This window comes from candidate division KSB1 bacterium, assembly GCA_034506335.1.
Lineage (GTDB): Bacteria > Zhuqueibacterota > Zhuqueibacteria > JANLFK01 > Oleimicrobiaceae > Oleimicrobium.
The window spans coordinates 112,267-130,350 of sequence record JAPDPR010000004.1 but is presented as its reverse complement, the minus strand read 5'-3'; the positions used below and the strand labels follow the sequence as shown (position 1 = coordinate 130,350).

The following is an 18,084-nucleotide window of genomic DNA, read 5'->3' as shown; positions in this document are numbered from 1 at the left end:
GGGCGTCCCCATCACTGTGCTGACGGTGGCGTTGGGCGTACTATGGCTGGCGCACATCGGCTAAAGAACAGAACGGAGCGCTGAGGAACGGAGGAGAAGGTGCGGCCCACGTGGGCGGAGATCGACCTGGGTGCCATCGCGCACAATATCGCGCAGATCAGAAAGAAGGTATCCCCCGCCCGCGTCATGGCGGTGGTGAAGGCCAATGCCTACGGGCACGGCGCGGCGCAGGTGGCGACGGCGGCTTTGGCCAGCGGTGCCGACTACCTGGCGGTGGCGTTGGTGGAGGAGGGGGCGGAGTTGCGCGCGCAGGGAGTGAAAGCGCCAATTCTGGTGTTCGGTGGCACAGTCCCAGAGCAGGCGCCGCTCTTTGCGGAACACCACCTCATCGCTACTGTCTACACGCGCGAGGCAGTAGAGGCCCTGGCGAAAGAGGCCAGGCGCGCGAACCGACCGATGCCGGTGCACGTCAAGGTGGACACGGGCATGGGTCGCGTGGGGGTGGACTGGAAGGAGGCCGTCGACTTCTTGCGCTGGCTGGCATCAGTGGAGGGAGTGCGCGCCGAAGGCATCTACACCCATTTTGCCACCTCTGATGAGAAGGACAAGGCATTTGCCGAGCTGCAGCTTGCCCGCTTCAATCAGGTGCTCGTCGGTGCTCAACAGCTGGGGTTTAAGCTACTGCGGCACGCGGCCAACAGCGGGGCGATCTTGGATCTCCCCGCCAGCTATTTTGACATGGTTCGGCCTGGGGTGATGATGTACGGCTACTATCCGTCGCCGGAAGTGAGCCGGAGCGTCCCCTTGCGTCCGGCGATGACGTTGAAGACGAGGGTGCTTTTCGTAAAGAAGATCGAGCGCGGCACCAGCATCAGCTATGGCCGGCAGTTTATCGCCACCGAGTCCACCACCATCGCAACGCTCCCGGTGGGCTATGCTGATGGCTACAACCGCTTGCTCTCCAATCAGGCGGAGGTGCTGATCAGAGGCAAGCGCTACCCCGTCGTGGGTAGGGTGTGCATGGATCAGATCATGGTCGACCTGGGCCCACACAGTGAGGTCCAGCCCGGCGAGGAAGTGGTGCTTCTTGGCCGGCAGGGGGAAGAGGAAATTAGCATGTACTCCATTTGTGAAATGCTCCGCACCATCCCCTACGAGGTCACCTGCTGGGTTTCGGCCCGCGTGCCGAGGGTGTACGTAGGGCAGCCGACAGGCAACAAAAGCGATGGATAATCCCGAGGAAAACGCTGTCACGGTTGCAGCCGAGGAACTGAATGAAGTGATGCGGGTGCGCCGCCAGAAGTTAGCGCGCCTGACAGAGCTGGCGGTCAACCCGTACCCGTATCATTTCCGGCGCACGGTAGTGGCGCGGCAGGTGCTGGATGACTTTGCCGGCTACCAGGGCAAGGAAGTGGCCCTGGCCGGACGGGTCATGTCCTTGCGGCGCATGGGCAAGGCCACCTTTGCCCATATTGCCGACGCCTCCGCAAAGATTCAGGTCTACGTCCGCCTCGACCACGTGGGCGAGAAGGCGTACGAGGTATTCGACCTTGTCGACATCGGCGACTTTGTGGGAGTAAGGGGCGAGGTCTTTCGCACCAAGACCGGCGAGATTACGGTGCTGGTCAAGGAGTTTAGCCTGCTCGCCAAGAGCCTGCGTCCTCTCCCGATAGTGAAGGAGCGCGAGATAGATGGCCAGCGTCAGGTCTTTGACCAGTTTGCCGATGTGGAGCTGCGCTATCGACAACGCTACGTTGACCTGGTGGTCAACCCGTGGGTCCGGGAGGTCTTTCTCAAAAGGACCCAGATTGTGCGCGCCATGCGCCGGTTCTTGGACGAGCGTGGCTACGTAGAGGTGGAGACCCCTGTGCTGCAGCCCATCTACGGAGGGGCCACGGCCAGGCCGTTCATCACCCACCACAACGCGCTGGACATGAAGCTCTACCTGCGCATCGCCGACGAGTTATACCTCAAGCGCCTGATCGTCGGCGGCTTCGAAGGGGTGTACGAGATCGGCAAGGACTTTCGCAACGAGGGGATGGACAGGTCCCATAACCCCGAGTTCACCATGATGGAACTCTATGTGGCCTACGAGGACTATTACTTCATGATGGAGCTGGTGGAGCAGATGATCAGCACCATCGCCGAAGAGGTCACAGGTAGCACCACGATCGTGTACCAGGGGCAGCGCATCGACCTAAAACCGCCCTGGAGGCGCCTGAAGATGTTCGACGCCTTGCGGGAGTACACCGGCAAGGACCTCCTTGGAGCCGACGTTGAGGAACTACGAGCTGTGGCCAGCCAACAGGGGGTGGAAGTCGAGGGTTTCTGGGACAGGGGGAAGATCATCGACGAGCTATTCAGCCGCTGTGTGCAGCCCCACCTGGTGCAACCGACCTTCGTCATGGACTACCCGATAGAGCTATCTCCATTGGCCAAGAAACATCGTGACGACCCGCGCCTGGTGGAGCGCTTTGAGCCCTACATCGCCGGACAGGAGATCGGCAACGCATTTTCGGAACTTAACGACCCCGTTGACCAGCTGGCACGCTTCCAGGCGCAGATGCGCCTGCGCGAGGCCGGGTTCGAAGAGGCACAGGTGTTGGACCAAGACTACATCCGGGCCTTGGAGTATGGGATGCCGCCGACCGCAGGTCTGGGTATCGGCGTGGATCGCTTGGTAATGCTGCTCACCGATTCCCACTCCCTGCGGGATGTGATCCTTTTCCCGCACATGCGGCCAGAGCACTGAGAAAACCATGAGCTTCGAACTTTTCATTGCCAGTCGCCACCTGCGCTCCAAGCGTCGCACCGGGTTTGTGTCCCTGATCACCTACATCTCCGTGCTGGGCGTGATGATCGGGGTAGCAGCGTTGATTATTGTGCTCTCGGTGATGAACGGCTTTGAAAGCGAGGTGCGATCGCGCATCGTCGGCTTTGACGCGCACGTGCGCGTAGGCACCTACCATGACCGCGGCATCGAGGACTATCAGCGAGTGGTGGCCCAGATCCAGGACGTGCCACACGTCCTGGGGATCTCACCGTACATCGTGGACAAAGGCCTCATACGCTCGTCGGAAAGCACCGGCGAAGGCGTGATCTTGAAAGGGGTGGACCCGGCTACGGTCGTCAAGGTCTCCGACCTGGAACGGAATATCGTCTATGGCTCACTTGACCTGGGGATGATTGAAGGGGGTGAAGGGGAGCGCCCATTGCCAGGAATTGTCCTCGGCTTCAACCTGGCGGACAAGCTTGTGGTGGGTATTGGTGACAAGGTCACCGTGATCAGTCCTGTGGGCGTCACCGGGCTGCTTGGCCCCATGCCCCCGGTGATGCAGTTCCGGGTGACCGGTTACTTCCAGACGGGGCTCTACCAGTACGACGACACCTTTGCCTACATCTCCCTGGAATCCGCCCAGAAGCTTTTCAAGATGGGGCAGGCGGTGACTGGCCTGGAGTTGCGGTTGGACCAACTTTCTCATGCCCGCTGGGTGGCGCAGCAGATCGACAATCGCCTCGGGTACCCCTATCGTACCACCACCTGGTTCGACATGAATCGCAATCTCTTCTCTTGGATGCAGATCGAAAAGTGGGCCGCGTTCATTATCCTCAGCCTGATCATCATGGTGGCGGCCTTTAACATCGCCAGCACGCTGATCATGATCGTGTTGGAAAAGACCAAGGAGATCGGCATCCTCAAGTCCATGGGGGCAACAGCGCGCAGCATCATGAAGATTTTCGTGTTGGAAGGGCTCATCACCGGCGCTGTCGGCACGGTGTTGGGGTGCGTCGCTGGGTACGTGCTTTGCTGGTCGCAGTTGGAGTACAAGTGGTTCTCTCTGCCAGGCGATGTGTACATCATCAGCTTCCTCCCTGTGCTGATGAAGTGGACGGATTTTGTGTGGGTGAGCCTGGCGGCGATTCTCATCAGCTATTTGGCGACCCTGTATCCGGCGTGGAAAGCCTCGCGATTGGATCCGGTGCAGGCGATACGATACGAGTAGAGAATGGCGCAGCAGAAGCCGGTACTGGTTGCATCGAACTTGCACAAGAGTTACCCCATGGGGCGAGGTAGCCTGCACGTGCTCAAGGGGATCGACCTGGAGGTGATGGAAGGCGAGATCGTGGCTGTGGTGGGGCCTTCCGGGGTGGGCAAGAGCACGTTGCTGCACATTTTGGGCGCCCTTGATCGTCCCAGTGAGGGTCGGGTATTCATCGATGGGCAGGACGTGTTTGCCCTGGATGACCGCGCCTTGGCCGAGTTTCGCAACCGGCGGGCCGGGTTTGTGTTCCAGTTTCACCACCTCTTGCCGGAGTTGACGGCTCTGGAGAACGTGATTCTTCCGGGGATGATCGCCGGCTATCCGCGCCGGGAGCTGGAGGATGTGGGCATGACCCTGCTGGCCGAAGTAGGGCTGGAAAACCGCGCCGGGCATCGACCGTCCGAGCTGTCGGGCGGCGAGCAGCAACGCGTGGCCGTGGCGCGCGCCCTTATCAACCGGCCGCAGCTCGTTCTGGCCGACGAGCCATCCGGCAACCTCGACCTGCAGTCCAGCCGGGCGCTGAACGCGTTAATGTGGGAGCTGAGCAGAAAGCATAATCGCACGCTGATCATCGTGACGCACAACCTGGAATTGGCGCGCCAGGCAGACCGCGTCGTCGAGCTTTATGACGGGCGGATCAAGAACAACACGGTGGCAAAGCGGCCATGATACTCTGTGACCTGTGTGGGGTCAACCCGGCTACGCTCAAGTTGACCCAGGTCATAAACGATGAGCACACGGAGCTCCATCTGTGCAAGCAGTGCGCAGAGGAGAAGGGGTTAGGCATCCCGTTCGGGGCGCTCCCCTCTGCCTTCGGCGCGATGATTGTGGGCTTTCTTGGCGCGCAGCTTGCGGGGACCACCCGCACGGTGGGCTCACTCAAGTGTGAACATTGTGGCATCACGAAGGACGACTTTGAGCGCACAGGGCTGTTGGGGTGCGGGAGGTGTTATGAAACTTTCTCTGAGGACCTCAAGTTTATTCTGCGGCGCATTCATGGGAGCAATAAGCACATTGGCACGCGTCCGCCTGCATTCCGTGAGGCAAAAGAGCACCCCAACATCGAGCAGTTGCGGCAGCGGCTCCAGGAGGCGGTAGCCAAGGAGGAATTCGAAGAGGCGGCACGCCTGAGGGATTTGATTACGGATCTGGAGGCTCAGCTTCGTCAGCGCGCCAGGCCGAATCATGGAAGCCGATGAAGAACACAGAGGCACGGGGGCACGAACGGCCGCCGCGCAGGCGATCGGGTTCTTAGAAGAGCACCTGTGCAGCTGGTTGGACGGCAGCGGTCCCGAGGCTGATATCATCATCACCAGCAGAGTGCGGTTGGCCCGCAACCTGCGTGGCGTGCGCTTCCCTGGAACAGCCCCCGCCGAGGAGCGCGAAAAGGTGCGCGCCCAGGTGGCCGAAGCAACGGCTACCAGTCCTGCTTTGGCCAAGGGGCTAGAGATCGCGGTGGACGCCCTGTCGCCGCTGGACCGGCGGTTCCTCATGGAGCGGAGGCTCATTAGCCCGCAGTTGGCCGAACGGACCGAACAGGCGGCGGTGTTCGTTGACCATACGCAGAGCGTGGCCGTCATGGTCAACGAGGAGGACCACCTGCGCCTGCAGGTCATCTGCTCTGGATTGCGCATCGACCAGGCATGGGAGGTCCTGAGCGCCCTGGACGAAGACCTGGCAGCGGTGCTGGATTATGATTTTTCGGAACAGTTCGGGTACCTTACTGCCTGTCCCACCAACACCGGGACCGGGATGCGGGTGTCGATCTTTGCCCACCTGCCGGGATTGGCGATTCTGGATGAGGTGGACAAGGCTCTAAAGGAATTCGCCGGAAGCGAAATCACGGTGAGGGGTTTCTACGGCGAAGGCAGTCGCGTGCAGGGGCACATATTTCAGATCTCCAACCAGCTCACGCTGGGGAGGGCCGAGAAGGCGATCGTCAAACGGGTGCAGGGGATTGCAGAGCGCCTGGTGGCCTTGGAACGCGAAGCACGGGCGCGGCTGCTTCAGCAAAGGCCGCTGCGGCTCAAAGATGTGGTCTACCGAGCAATAGCGGTGTTGAAGAATGCCCAGCTTCTCTCCTCCCTGGAATTGACCAACCTGCTCTCAGCGGTCCGGGTGGGAAGCGACATGGGGCTTTTGCCGCCCATCCCTCGCAGGGCGCTGAACGAGCTATTGGTGATTGCATTGCCGGCGCATTTGCAAAAGCGGGCCGGCAGGGAGATGGGAGGAGAAGAACGCGACGCTTACCGTGCCCAGTTCGTGCGCGAGTATTTGGGCATTTGAGATGAAGAGGGAAAGGAGTCGTCGTCCGCGTGCCGGGTGGTGGGTGGATTGGACGGGCGACCAGGAAATAGAGGAGTGGCTGCCATGAGAAACAACTTTTCCCAGCGGGTGCAAAGGGTCATCCAGTTGGCGCGGGACGAGGCCCGCCGGCTGGGACACGATCACATCGGGGCGGAGCACCTCCTGTTGGGCCTCATTCGGGAAGGGGAAGGGCTGGCCGTGACCATTTTGCAGCGTCTGGGGTGCGACCTGGACGAAATCCGCACTGCTGTGGAGGACGCCCTGGGGGTGACCGGCGAAACAACCACCTACGGCAACATCCCCTTCACCCGCCGCGCGGAAAAGGTGCTGAAGATGGCCTACAACGAGGCGGAGCGGTATCGTTCCGACATCATCGGCACCGAGCACCTGCTGCTGGCTCTGGTCAAGGAGCGCGAGGACATTGCCAGCCAGGTGCTACACACGTTTGATGTGACCTATGAGGCGGTAGCCCAGGAGTTGGAGAATATCATGCAAGGCGGAATGTCTTCTGACAAGGAGCTCTCCTCGCAGCGCGGCTCCAAGACGCCGGCGCTGGACCACTTTGGTCGCGACTTGACCGAGCTGGCGCGTCGCGGAGAGCTGGACCCCATCATCGGTCGGGACGAAGAGATTCAGCGCGTGGCGCAGGTGCTGAGTCGACGGAAGAAAAACAACCCCGTGCTCATCGGCGAGCCGGGCGTGGGCAAGACCGCCATCGCCGAGGGCTTGGCCCTGCGCATCGTGCAGAAGAAGGTGCCCCGCGTCTTGCACAACAAGCGCGTGGTGACCCTGGACCTGGGGGCCATCGTAGCCGGCACCAAGTACCGTGGCCAGTTCGAAGAGCGCATGAAGGCGATCATGAACGAGCTGGTCAAGGCCAAGGACGTCATCCTGTTCATCGATGAACTGCACACCATCGTCGGGGCGGGCAGCGCCTCCGGCTCTCTGGATGCCTCCAACATGTTCAAGCCTGCCCTCTCGCGGGGCGAGCTCCAGTGTATCGGCGCCACCACCTTGGACGAGTATCGGCAGTACATCGAGAAAGACGGGGCCTTGGATCGGCGCTTCCAGAAGATCATGGTCGACCCGCCCACACCAGAGGAGACGCTGCAGATTCTCAAGGGCCTCCAGGACCGGTATGAGAAACACCACCACGTCAAATACACCGACAAGGCCATCGAGGCAGCGGTACGCCTATCGGAGCGCTACATCACCGACCGCTACCTGCCCGACAAGGCCATCGATGTGATGGACGAGGCAGGGGCGCGTGTGCACTTGAACAACATCGTGGTGCCCAAGGCCATCACTGACCTCGAGGAGAAGATCAAGCGGCTGCAGAGTGAGAAAGAGGCGGTGGTGGCCAGCCAGAACTTTGAGCGGGCGGCAGTATTGCGGGACCAGGAAAAACGCCTGCTCCGCGAATTGGAAGAGGCGCGCAAAAAGTGGGAGGAGGAGGACCAGAAGATTGTGGCCACCGTGCCCGAGGAGGAGATCGCGGCAGTGGTGTCGATGATGACCGGCATCCCGGTGCAAAAGGTGGCGCAGTCGGAGTCGGAGCGCCTGCTGCATATGGAGGAAGAGCTCCGCGCGCGCATCATCGGCCAGGACGAGGTCATCCGCGTGCTGACCAAGGCCATTCAACGCACGCGCGCGGGACTCAAGGACCCGAATCGCCCCATCGGCTCGTTCATCTTCTTGGGTCCAACCGGAGTGGGCAAAACGCAGCTGGCCAAGGAGTTGGCGCGTTATCTGTTCGAGAGCGAGCAGGCGCTGATCCGCATCGACATGTCCGAGTACATGGAAAAGTTCTCCGTCTCGCGTCTGACCGGCGCGCCCCCAGGGTACGTAGGCTATGAGGAAGGGGGGCAGCTTACCGAGAAGGTCCGCCGTCACCCCTACTCTGTGGTGCTCTTCGATGAGATCGAGAAGGCACACCCAGATGTGTTCAACATCCTGTTGCAGATTCTGGACGACGGCCGGCTGACCGACGGCTTGGGGCGGCAGGTGGACTTTAAGAACACCATCCTCATCATGACCTCCAACATCGGCGCGCGGGAAATTCGCAAGACGGGCGGCTTTGGGTTCTCCAAGGGCGATGAGCGCTCCGATTACGAGAGCATGAAGAAGCGCATCATGGACGAAGTGAAGCGCATCTTCAACCCGGAGTTCCTGAACCGCGTCGACGAGATTGTGGTGTTCCGCGCCCTCAACCTCAACGACATCGTCAAGATCGTGGACATTCTCATCGACGAGATGGCCGCCAAGCTCAAGGACCGCGACATTGAGGTGGAAATCACGAAGGGGGCTCGTGAGCTCCTCGCCACGAAAGGGTTTGATCCGGTGTTTGGCGCCCGCCCGCTGCGCCGCACCATCCAGAAGTTGGTGGAGGACCCCATCGCGGAGGAGATACTGCGCGGTCGCTTCGGCGACGGCAGCCGTATTCGCATCGGGCACAAGGGCGATAAGCTGACCTTCACCGAGGTAGCGCGCAAAGAGCCGCGTCACGAAGGTCCCCGCGAAGAGGGCCGTACGGAAATCGTCAACAACTGAGCCGCGGCTTCGGCGCGGACATCTGCACCCTATGCACCCGTTCCAGGATACTCGCCCGCAAGGGGATCGGAGTTCTGGAGCGGGCGCTTTTTTTGCGGGGCACCGCAGCGAGGGGCCTCACCCAGGGGGGCGGTGAAGAAACACTTGCATGTTGCTTATTAGTTCGTTACATTCTGTCGCACTGGAGAGGATGAGGCGCTGACCATGACGACAGCGGCACACGCGCTATTCATCGCCGATGCGCACTTGCGCGGCACCGCAGAGGCGGCCGAGCAGGAAAAAGTGCGCCGCTTACATAGCTTCCTAACTCAGGCCGCCCCCTACGTGGCCGTACTTTGCATCTGCGGCGACCTGTTCGACTTTTGGTTTGAATATCGCCACGCAGTGGTCAATCGCTATTTCCGCACCCTCCGTCTGCTTGCTGACCTGGTGGACAACGGCACGGAGGTCCATTACGTTGCGGGCAATCACGATTTCTGGATGCGCGATTTTCTGGCCCAAGAAGTGGGCCTTGTGGTCCATCGGCATACCTTCCAGGGCCACGTGGCAGGACAGCGCGTCTTTGTGCGCCATGGGGACGGCATCGATGTCGGGGACCGGGGCTACCGCTTGTTAAAGCGCGTGTTGCAGCACCCTGTGGGCGTGGCAATGTATCGCCTGGTCCATCCGGACCTGGGCGTGCCAGTGGCAGAGTTCTTCTCCACACTGAGCAGGAACCATGGAGCGCAGCGCGAGTTTCGCGGACGCCAGCACTACCGTGCGTATGCCGAGCACACCATTGCACGTGGCCACGATGTGGTGGTACTGGCCCACACGCACGAGCCAACGTGTGAGCCAATCGCGAACGGAGTGTACCTCAACCCGGGCGATTGGATCACCCACTTCACCTTTGGGCTTGTCGACCAAAACGGGGTGTGGCTTAAGGAGTGGATGGGTGACCAAGGTGCCAGGGAGATAGCACACCTGCCACTGCCCAGCACACAGAGGTGAGTCCACACGCGCTGGCACTTTGGACATAAGAGAAGCGCTCGGCGCGAAATCGAGACTTTCACTGGTGAGGCTGCATGAAGAGAAAAATACGACGTTCGCTCCACGCTACTTTCGGTGAGGGCGGACCTAATGAAGGACGCCGGCTGAGGCGCTACGTCCGGCTGGCAGTAGGCTTGCTGGGCGTCGCAGTCATCGGCTACTTGTTTGCCCTCACACGGCAACTGCCCTCTTTGCGGCAACTTGAGGAGTATAGCCCTGAGCTGGCAACAAAGCTCTATTCGGCCGATGGCCAGGTGTTCAAGGAGTTCTTCGTCAAGAACAGGGTGTTGGTGCCCCTCGCCCAGATGCCGGACTATGTATGGAAGAGCGTGCTAGCGTCGGAGGACCATCGCTTTTTCCGCCATTGGGGAGTGGTACCGCAGCGCTGGGTCAAGGCGACCTTGGGCGGTATGCTGCGCATGAGGACACCCCGGGGCGTCAGCACCCTCACCCAGCAACTTGCCCGCGATCTGTACTTGACCAAAGAGAAATCCATCGGCAGGAAGATTAAAGAAGTGTTCACCGCCATCCAAATCGAGCGCACCTACAGCAAGCGCGAGATTCTGGAGATGTATCTTAACCAGTCGTATTTGGGCCCAGGGGTATACGGCGTTGAGGCTGCTTCACTCTACTATTTCGGCAAACATATTCAGGAGGTGACGTTGCCGGAGGCTGCTCTTCTGACCGCTCTGCTCCCCAACGCTGGCTACTACTCTCCCTTCAAGTACCCCGAGCGGGCGATGAGTCGCCGCAATCTGGTGCTGCGGCGCATGAGGGATCTGAAATACATCAACGAGGAACAGTACCAGGAGGCCATCGCTGCACCTTTGGGAGTGGTGAGCCGCGAGCCGAATCATGAAGAGTTGGCCCCGTACTTTGCCGAGCACGTGCGACGCGAGCTGATCGCCCGCTACGGGATGGACATTTACACCGGCGGATTGCGTGTGTTCACGACTCTGGATACGAGAGTGCAGGCATGCGCCAATCGCGCCATTGCCGGGCACATTGGCACGGTGGAGAATCGGCAGCGCGCCTGGATCCTTGCCCACCCGGAGACCGAGTTTGCCAAACTGGTCCCCCCCTCGCTTCTGAAGAAGACTAATGTACGGACGCTCATCCGCAACAGGGCCTTTGTGGACTCCCTGCTCAACGAAAAGGCCAAGGTGCAGGTGGCATTGGTAGCTATTGACCCGTCCACGGGTCATATTCTCGCCATGGTCGGGGGACGAGATTTTCGCGAGTCCGAGTTCAATAGAGCCACGCAGGCGCAGCGACAGCCTGGATCTGCGTTCAAGCCTTTCGTGTACCTGGCCGCCATCGACAACGGCTATCCGCCGTGCTACGAGTTGCTCAACCAGCCGGTGGTGTTGGATATTCCTGGCAGCCAGCGCTGGACGCCGTCCAACTATGACGGCTCAATTGGCGGGAAGACCACTCTGCGCGAAGCGCTCGCCAGGTCACTCAACCTCGTCACCGCGCGGTTGGTGTTAGAAGCAGTCCCACCCGAAGTGGTGGTGGAATACGCCAGGCGATTAGGCATTACGACGCCGCTTTCGCCCGTGCCTGCCATGGCGCTGGGCTCAGAGACGGTCATCCCCATAGAAATGGTTTCAGCTTTTGCCGCATTCGCTAACCGCGGAGTGCTCATGCGCCCCGTGGCCATCTTGCGCGTGGAGGACAAGTTCGGAAACGTTCTGCAAGAGTATCGCCCGGCGCCGCAGGAGGTGCTGTCTGAAGGGAGTGCGTACATTATTACCGACATGATGCGCGGGGTACTGGACATGGGTCGTGGTACTGGGCGCTTGGCGCGCACCCTGTATGGCTTTACCAGGCCTGCCGCCGGCAAGACCGGCACCACCAACGATTTCTCCGACGCCTGGTTTGTGGGCTTTACCCCGCAAATCGCAGCCGGCGTATGGGTAGGAGTGGACGACCCTTCGGTCACTCTGGGGGGAGGCCAGTCAGGGGCAGTGGCAGCGCTCCCCATCTGGGCACCGTTCATGAAGGCAGCCCACGACACCCTCCAGTTGCCTGTGGAAGACTTTGTAATGCCCCCTACCGTGGTGCGAGTGGAAATCTGCAGCGAGACTAAGGAGTTGGCCACCGAGTCCTGCCCGCAGATAGTCGAAGAGGTGTTTCCGGTGCAGCAATCTCCGCGGACCTTTTGTAAGAAACATGGCGGCCAGCCGCTTCAGCCACAGGAGGGGGGTGAAAAGGGGACCACGAGAAAAGTGCGCTTCTGATGCGAGCCATCCCGGCTGGACCCACAGAGCTCTAGGGTGTAAACGCGGCAAGGGCTTTAGCGCTTTCGGCGCGTTTTCCGCCAAGTGTGGCCATCCATAGTGGCGTTGCCTACAAGGATGGTCACACGAACCGAGGGCTAGCCTCGGAGCCGTCCAGCCGGACATAGGAAGCGGGCGCCGTCCGCGATGACCCACCAGCAGGCACTCCCCGAGTGGACTCATGCACCGCATGCCTGCCACACATGAAGGAGAACGGGCAATGAACCGCACAGTGAGTCTCTTGCCGCTGTTATTCCTGCTGTCGGTGAACGGCTACGGACTGGCCGGCCAGGAGGAGCCCTTGGCCGTGGTGGCTACCACACCTAAGGGTCCAGTGGCTTCGCGTGCTGATTGCCGAGCCATTCTGGTCACATTCAACCAGCCGATGGTGCCTCTGCAAGCCTTGGCAGAGCTAAGCACCGAGGGGCCGCTGGTCATCGCCCCGCCTACGCCGGGCATATACCGCTGGCTCGGGACCACTACTTTGGCCTTTGCCCCTAAAGACACCCTTCCGTATGCCACCCGCTTCACCGTGAAAGTGCCGGCTGGTATCACTTCCGTAAGTGGCGCCTCCTTGGCGCAGGATGTTGTGTGGGAGTTTGAAACGCCACGCCCGGAACTTAGGCACTCCTCCCCAGAAGACGGTGCCGTCGGTGTGTTGTTGGAGACCGAAGTCGTCCTCTACTTCAACATGCCTATGTCGCCCGCGCGTGCCACGCCTTTCTTGGTCTGGCGCGAGAGCAAAAGCGGGCGTGCGGTGCAGTGGACCGTGCGGCACCCAACGAGCCGGGAAATAGACCGCGACTGGCGCGTCCAAGGGGACAGCACCACCGTGCTCGTGCTCAGCCCCAAGACGCGGCTCCGCCGCCAAACCAGCTATGAGGTTGTGTTGCGCGAGGGGCTGCTGGCGGCGCAAGGAGAGCTAGGTTTGACTCGCAATGAACGGTTCGCCTTCCAAACCTACGGGGACCTTCGCCTGCTCGAGATGCGCCAACAGGTGCAGCACAACCCACAGGAGGCCCTCTCATTCAAGTTCAGCAATCCGGTGACTCCCGCCGAGCTGGTCAAACACATTCATTTTACACCACCTGTGGAAATACCGGAAAGCTACTTCGAGCGAAGCTACCCCGCAGAGGTCATCGAACTCTGGCTTCCACTCTTGCCCGATACGACCTATCAGGTCGCATTGGACGATTCACTGGCCGACATCCATGGCAACCGCCTGCCAAAGCCAGTGCGGCTCACCTTCAGCACCGGGCCCTACCCCAGCACCTTGATCATGACCAGCGGCCCCGGTGTAATGGAAGCTCTGGGAGACCGTCGCTATCCGATGGAATATGTGAATCTTCCTAGCGTCCAGCTGCAACTGGCCAGGATTCTGCCCGATTCCCTCATCCCGTTGCTTCTTAAGCCGGATTTGTTCAACAGCACCTTGAGGCTGCCCGGAAGCTTTTTCCTGGTCGACCGTCTCTGGAAACTACCCGGGAAGCGCAACGAGCGTAAGCTGGTACCCATCAACGTCGACTGGGTGTTGGCAGGGGCCAAGCACGGACTGGTCTTTGTGCAAGTGGACAACCTCTTGCCTGACCCGCGCCGCGAGGTGTGCAAGGCCCTGCTCCAGGTCACGGAGTTAGGTGTCACTGCCAAATTTGCGCCTCATGACGTGTTGATCTACGTGACGCGCCTCGCGGATGCCTCGCCGGTAGCAGGAGCAGTAGTGGAGCTGCGGGGCGATGATAACCGCGTCTACTACAGGACTGTCACCGATGCCCAGGGTTTGGCAGTGGCACCTGGCTGGCGCAGGTTGGGCATTCGGCCCGTGAGCGCGTGGGAAAAACCCCGCGTCTGGGTTCTGGCCTACAATGGCCGCGACGTCGCCTACACCGCCTCCGACTGGGGCACCGGCATCTATCCCTACCGATTTGGCATCGACTATGACTGGCGGGCTGAACCCGAACGGTATGCGGGCGTACTCTTCACGGACCGTAACCTTTACCGCGCCGGTGACACGGCCCATGTGAAGGTGCTTGTGCGCGAAAAGGTCCGCGCAGAATGGGAAGCTCCTGCCGGCTTGCCTGCCAAGGTAAAGGTCTATGACTCTCGTGGGCAGGCAGCATGGGAGCAAGTCTTGGGCACCAACGCGTTCGGGTCGCTGGCGTTCGACTACCCGGTCCCACCGGACGCACCGCTGGGTTACTATCGGGTGACTGTGGACACGGGCACGTCGCCTCCGCCCAAGGGCGTGTATCGAGAACCACTGGTTGAAGGGGTCTTTCGGGTGGAGGCGTTTCGGCCGGCCGAATGCGAAGTGAACGTGCGGCCAGACCGAAGCGGCTATGTGCTGGGGGATACGCTGCGCGCCACGGTCAGCGGCAGCTACTTGTTCGGCGGCGCAATGTCGGAGCACACCGCCGAGTGGTGGGTGCGAGTGGGACCTGGGGATTTTTCACCCTCTGGGTACGAAGGCTACTTTTTCGGCGTCCAGGACTGGATGCTGGCCGAGGAAGAGGAGGTCGAACCTCGCATGCGGCTGCTCAATTCGGGCAGGGTAAAGTTGGACAAGAACGGGACCTTTGGTATCGCCACCTGGCTGGGTGGATTCAGGCCGCATGGGGCCTCGCAAGTATCCATATCTGCCGACGTGGAGAGCGCCAGCAGACAGCACGTGAGCACCATCGCCACTGCCCCACTGCACCCGGGCGAGTACTACATCGGCATCCAACTAGCCTCAACCGTGAGGCAAGAACGGCAGCCGCTTACCTTTCGCGTCATCACGGTAGACCCAGACGGGAAGCCAATACCTAATCGGCGGGTGCGCATCAGCCTGGTGCACCGCCAATACCACTCAGTGCGCAAGGCTGGCATTGGCGGGCGGTACGAATGGATCAGCAAACCCGTGGACACCACCGTTGACTCGGCCGTGGTCCTCAGCGCCACCGAAGCCAAAGAGGTCTTTTTTGTGCCCGAAAAGGCCGGATCCTACTTTATCCGCGCAGAGGCCCAAGACCGGCGCGGCAACATAGTCTCCACTTGGGCCCCCTTCTACGTGAGCGGAAAGAGCTATGCGGCCTGGGAGCGGAGGGACGACGATCTACTGGAGCTCGTCCCCGAACGCCCTTCCTATCGACCAGGCGAGGTCGCAACAATCCTGGTGAAATCCCCCTTTGAAGAAGCCCAGGCGCTGGTGACTGTGGAGCGGGAAACGGTGTTGCGGCATTTCGTGCGTCAGCTCAAGGGCACGGCGCCGCGCATCGAGTTGCCGATCACCTCCCAAGACCTGCCCAACGTCTTTGTGTCCGTCATCTTGTTGAAAGGGCGCACCGCCAGCCATGTCTTTTCCCCTGAAGGGGCCGACGTGGGCAGGCCCGCCTTCAAAGTCGGCTATGTGGGCCTCACTGTGGACCCGGGTACAAAGCACCTGAACGTCCAGGTACGGACCGACCGGGTGACCTACAGGCCTGGTGAAGAGGTGACGGTGACCGTGCGGCTCCGTGATGGAGCCGGGCTTCCGGCCAGGGGCGAGGTGGCACTGGCCGTGGTCGACGCCGCAGTGCTGAGCCTGACGAAATACCGCCTACCCGATCCCTTCGCAGCCTTCTATGGGCCGAGGCCGCTGAGCGTGCAAACGGCCGAAACCAGGCTGCACGTAGTGGAGCAACGCAATTACGGAGAGAAAGGCGAAGACCGCGGTGGCGATGGCGGTGCAGGCGCAGGTATTGCGGCACAAGCCCTGCGCTCGCGCTTTGTCCTCACCCCCTACTGGAATCCTTCCCTCCTCACCGACGAGCGCGGAGAAGCCACCGTGACGTTCCGCTTGCCTGACAACCTCACGCGTTTTGTGGTGATGGCGGTAGCGCATACCAGCGATAGCCGGTTTGGTGCCGGCGAAAGCGAGCTGGTGGTGAACAAGGACCTCTTGGTGCAGCCGGCGCTGCCCCGCTTCGCCCGGGTTGGCGATGTGTTTGAGGCCGGCGCGGTAGTCCACAACCAAACTGCGCACGAGGGGCGGGTGCAACTGAGCATGAGCGCCCAAGGGTTAGTGCTCAAAGGAAAGGCCAGTGCAGAACTTGTGGTAGGCGCGGGGCAAGCCAAGGAAGTCCGGTTCCCCGTGGAGGTGCGGCAGATCGGAGAAGCAACGGTGACCTTTGTCGCCGAGATGGGAGCTCTACGGGACGCAGTGAGGGTGTCGTTCCCTCTCCAGGCGCCGCATCCGAAAGAGACGGTCGCCACCGCTGGCCGTACCGCCCTTCGAGTAAAGGAGGCGATCGTAGTGCCGGCCGACTGTGTGCCGGGGATGGGCACCCTTGAGGTGTGGCTCTCCTCCTCTGCCATGACGGAGCTGGCGTCGGCAGCCGAGTACCTCCTGACGTACCCTTACGGCTGCCTCGAGCAACGTGTCTCAGCCGTGTTACCCATGATAGTGGCTGGCGACCTGGTGCGTGCGTTTCGGTTGCCTGCGCTCGAAGGAGCCGATTTCGCCCAGGTGGCCACACAGACGCTGAGGGAGTTCAAAAACTACCAGCTCCCCGATGGGGGATTTGCCTACTGGCCAGGTGAGACCCGCGTTTCTCCTTTTGTCTCAGCATATGCCATGCAAGCTCTCGTTGAAGCCCGCGCGCGTGGTTATCCTGTTGACGACAAGATGTTCCGCCTGGGCATAAAGTACCTGAGGGAGTTTCTGCGCGAGAAATACGGCACCGCACCCCACGCATTGCCCGAGCGGTCCTGGCTGGTCACCAAGGCCTTGGCCGCCTACGTGCTGGCCAAAGCAGGGGAGCCAGACAAGGGGTATTTGGAGTACCTCTACGAGCAACGCACCCGCCTCCCACTCCTCGGCAAAGCGATGCTCCTCAGGGCACTGTGGGCTGCCGGCTTGGCCAAAGACCACCAACAGGCGCTCGCTGACTTCCTACAAAACGCCATCCGCGTGGACCCCACAACTGCCCATTTCGAAGAAGAGAGGCCAGAGGAGTTGGTGTGGATCTTTCACTCGGACGTGCGCACAACGGCGGTAATCTTGGAGGCTCTGCTGGAGACACGCGGCGGTTTCCCGCTGGACGACAAGGCGGTTGCCTGGCTCCTGGAACAGCGCAAGAACGGACCCTGGCGCACGACCCAGGAGAACGTGTTTGCCCTCATGGCCTTGGCCCGTTACTTCGCAATCTACGAGAAGGATGTCCCCAACTTTAAGGCTCAGCTGCGCGTGGGTGAGCGCACTTTGCTGAGTGAGACCTTTGCCGGGCGCGAGCTCTCCCTGAGGCGCGCAACTCTTGGCCTGGATGAATTCCCCAAGGGGAAACGCGTGCCCGTGGACGTGGAAAAATCGGGCACGGGCCAGCTGTACTACGGACTGCGCATGAACTATTTCCCAGCTGCCGCTCCCAGTACCCGCGACCAGGGAATCACGGTATTGAAGACCATAACCCCCCTCTCCGGAAAGATAACAGGGCTCACGTTCGCGCCCGGGGCATTGCTCAAGGTGGAGCTCAAGGTGATCACGCCACAAGGGCGACCCTTTGTCGTGGTGGACGACCCCCTCCCCGCAGGACTCGAGGCAGTAAATGTGACGCTGGAGACCGCCTCAGCGGAAGCGGCCCAGTTTGCCGGTTCAGGGATAGGGGAAAGCTCCTGGTGGGGGGAGTTTGACCACGTGGAGCTACGCGATGATCGTGTGGTGCTGTTTGCGAACTACTTGCGAGCTGGGGTTCACACGTACACCTATTTGGCGCGCGCAACCACCGTGGGTGATTTTGGCATGCCCTCCACCTACGCCGGGCAGATGTACGAGCCCGAGGTATTTGGCACCTTGGCGGGGGCAAGGGTGACAGTGCGCGGGGGCCAATGAAGCCCTTCGCGGTTAGGCCCAAGGCAGA

The 18,084-nt window shown here is 61.0% G+C and carries 10 protein-coding genes; all 10 read left to right on the top strand.

Annotated features, from left to right (window positions below):
- Window positions 1-99: 99 nt before the first annotated feature.
- Complete coding sequence (gene alr, locus ONB25_02925; GenBank protein MDZ7391838.1) at window positions 100-1,233, top strand: alanine racemase; 1,134 nt, start codon at window positions 100-102, stop codon at window positions 1,231-1,233.
- Complete coding sequence (gene lysS, locus ONB25_02920) at window positions 1,226-2,752, top strand: lysine--tRNA ligase (GenBank protein MDZ7391837.1); 1,527 nt, start codon at window positions 1,226-1,228, stop codon at window positions 2,750-2,752. The genes alr and lysS overlap by 8 nt, the downstream gene beginning before the upstream one ends.
- A gap of 7 nt (window positions 2,753-2,759) precedes the next feature.
- On the top strand, window positions 2,760-4,004 hold the full coding sequence (locus ONB25_02915; protein ID MDZ7391836.1) for a lipoprotein-releasing ABC transporter permease subunit: 1,245 nt from the start codon (window positions 2,760-2,762) through the stop codon (window positions 4,002-4,004).
- A gap of 3 nt (window positions 4,005-4,007) precedes the next feature.
- Entirely contained in the window at window positions 4,008-4,712 is a 705-nt protein-coding gene (locus tag ONB25_02910) for an ABC transporter ATP-binding protein (GenBank protein MDZ7391835.1), read from the top strand.
- Window positions 4,709-5,242, top strand: coding sequence for a UvrB/UvrC motif-containing protein (locus ONB25_02905; GenBank protein ID MDZ7391834.1), 534 nt, complete (start codon window positions 4,709-4,711; stop codon window positions 5,240-5,242). Before ONB25_02910 ends, ONB25_02905 begins: the two co-directional genes overlap by 4 nt.
- A complete protein-coding gene (locus tag ONB25_02900; protein ID MDZ7391833.1) occupies window positions 5,229-6,329 on the top strand; it encodes a protein arginine kinase in 1,101 nt (366 codons plus the stop codon). Before ONB25_02905 ends, ONB25_02900 begins: the two co-directional genes overlap by 14 nt.
- A gap of 84 nt (window positions 6,330-6,413) precedes the next feature.
- On the top strand, window positions 6,414-8,900 hold the full coding sequence (locus ONB25_02895; GenBank protein MDZ7391832.1) for an ATP-dependent Clp protease ATP-binding subunit: 2,487 nt from the start codon (window positions 6,414-6,416) through the stop codon (window positions 8,898-8,900).
- Between the two features lie 204 nt (window positions 8,901-9,104).
- A complete protein-coding gene (locus ONB25_02890; GenBank protein MDZ7391831.1) occupies window positions 9,105-9,890 on the top strand; it encodes a UDP-2,3-diacylglucosamine diphosphatase in 786 nt (261 codons plus the stop codon).
- 74 nt (window positions 9,891-9,964) lie between these two features.
- On the top strand, window positions 9,965-12,172 hold the full coding sequence (locus tag ONB25_02885) for a PBP1A family penicillin-binding protein (GenBank protein MDZ7391830.1): 2,208 nt from the start codon (window positions 9,965-9,967) through the stop codon (window positions 12,170-12,172).
- A 259-nt stretch (window positions 12,173-12,431) separates the two neighbouring features.
- A complete protein-coding gene (locus ONB25_02880) occupies window positions 12,432-18,056 on the top strand; it encodes an MG2 domain-containing protein (protein ID MDZ7391829.1) in 5,625 nt (1,874 codons plus the stop codon).
- Window positions 18,057-18,084 lie beyond the last annotated feature (28 nt).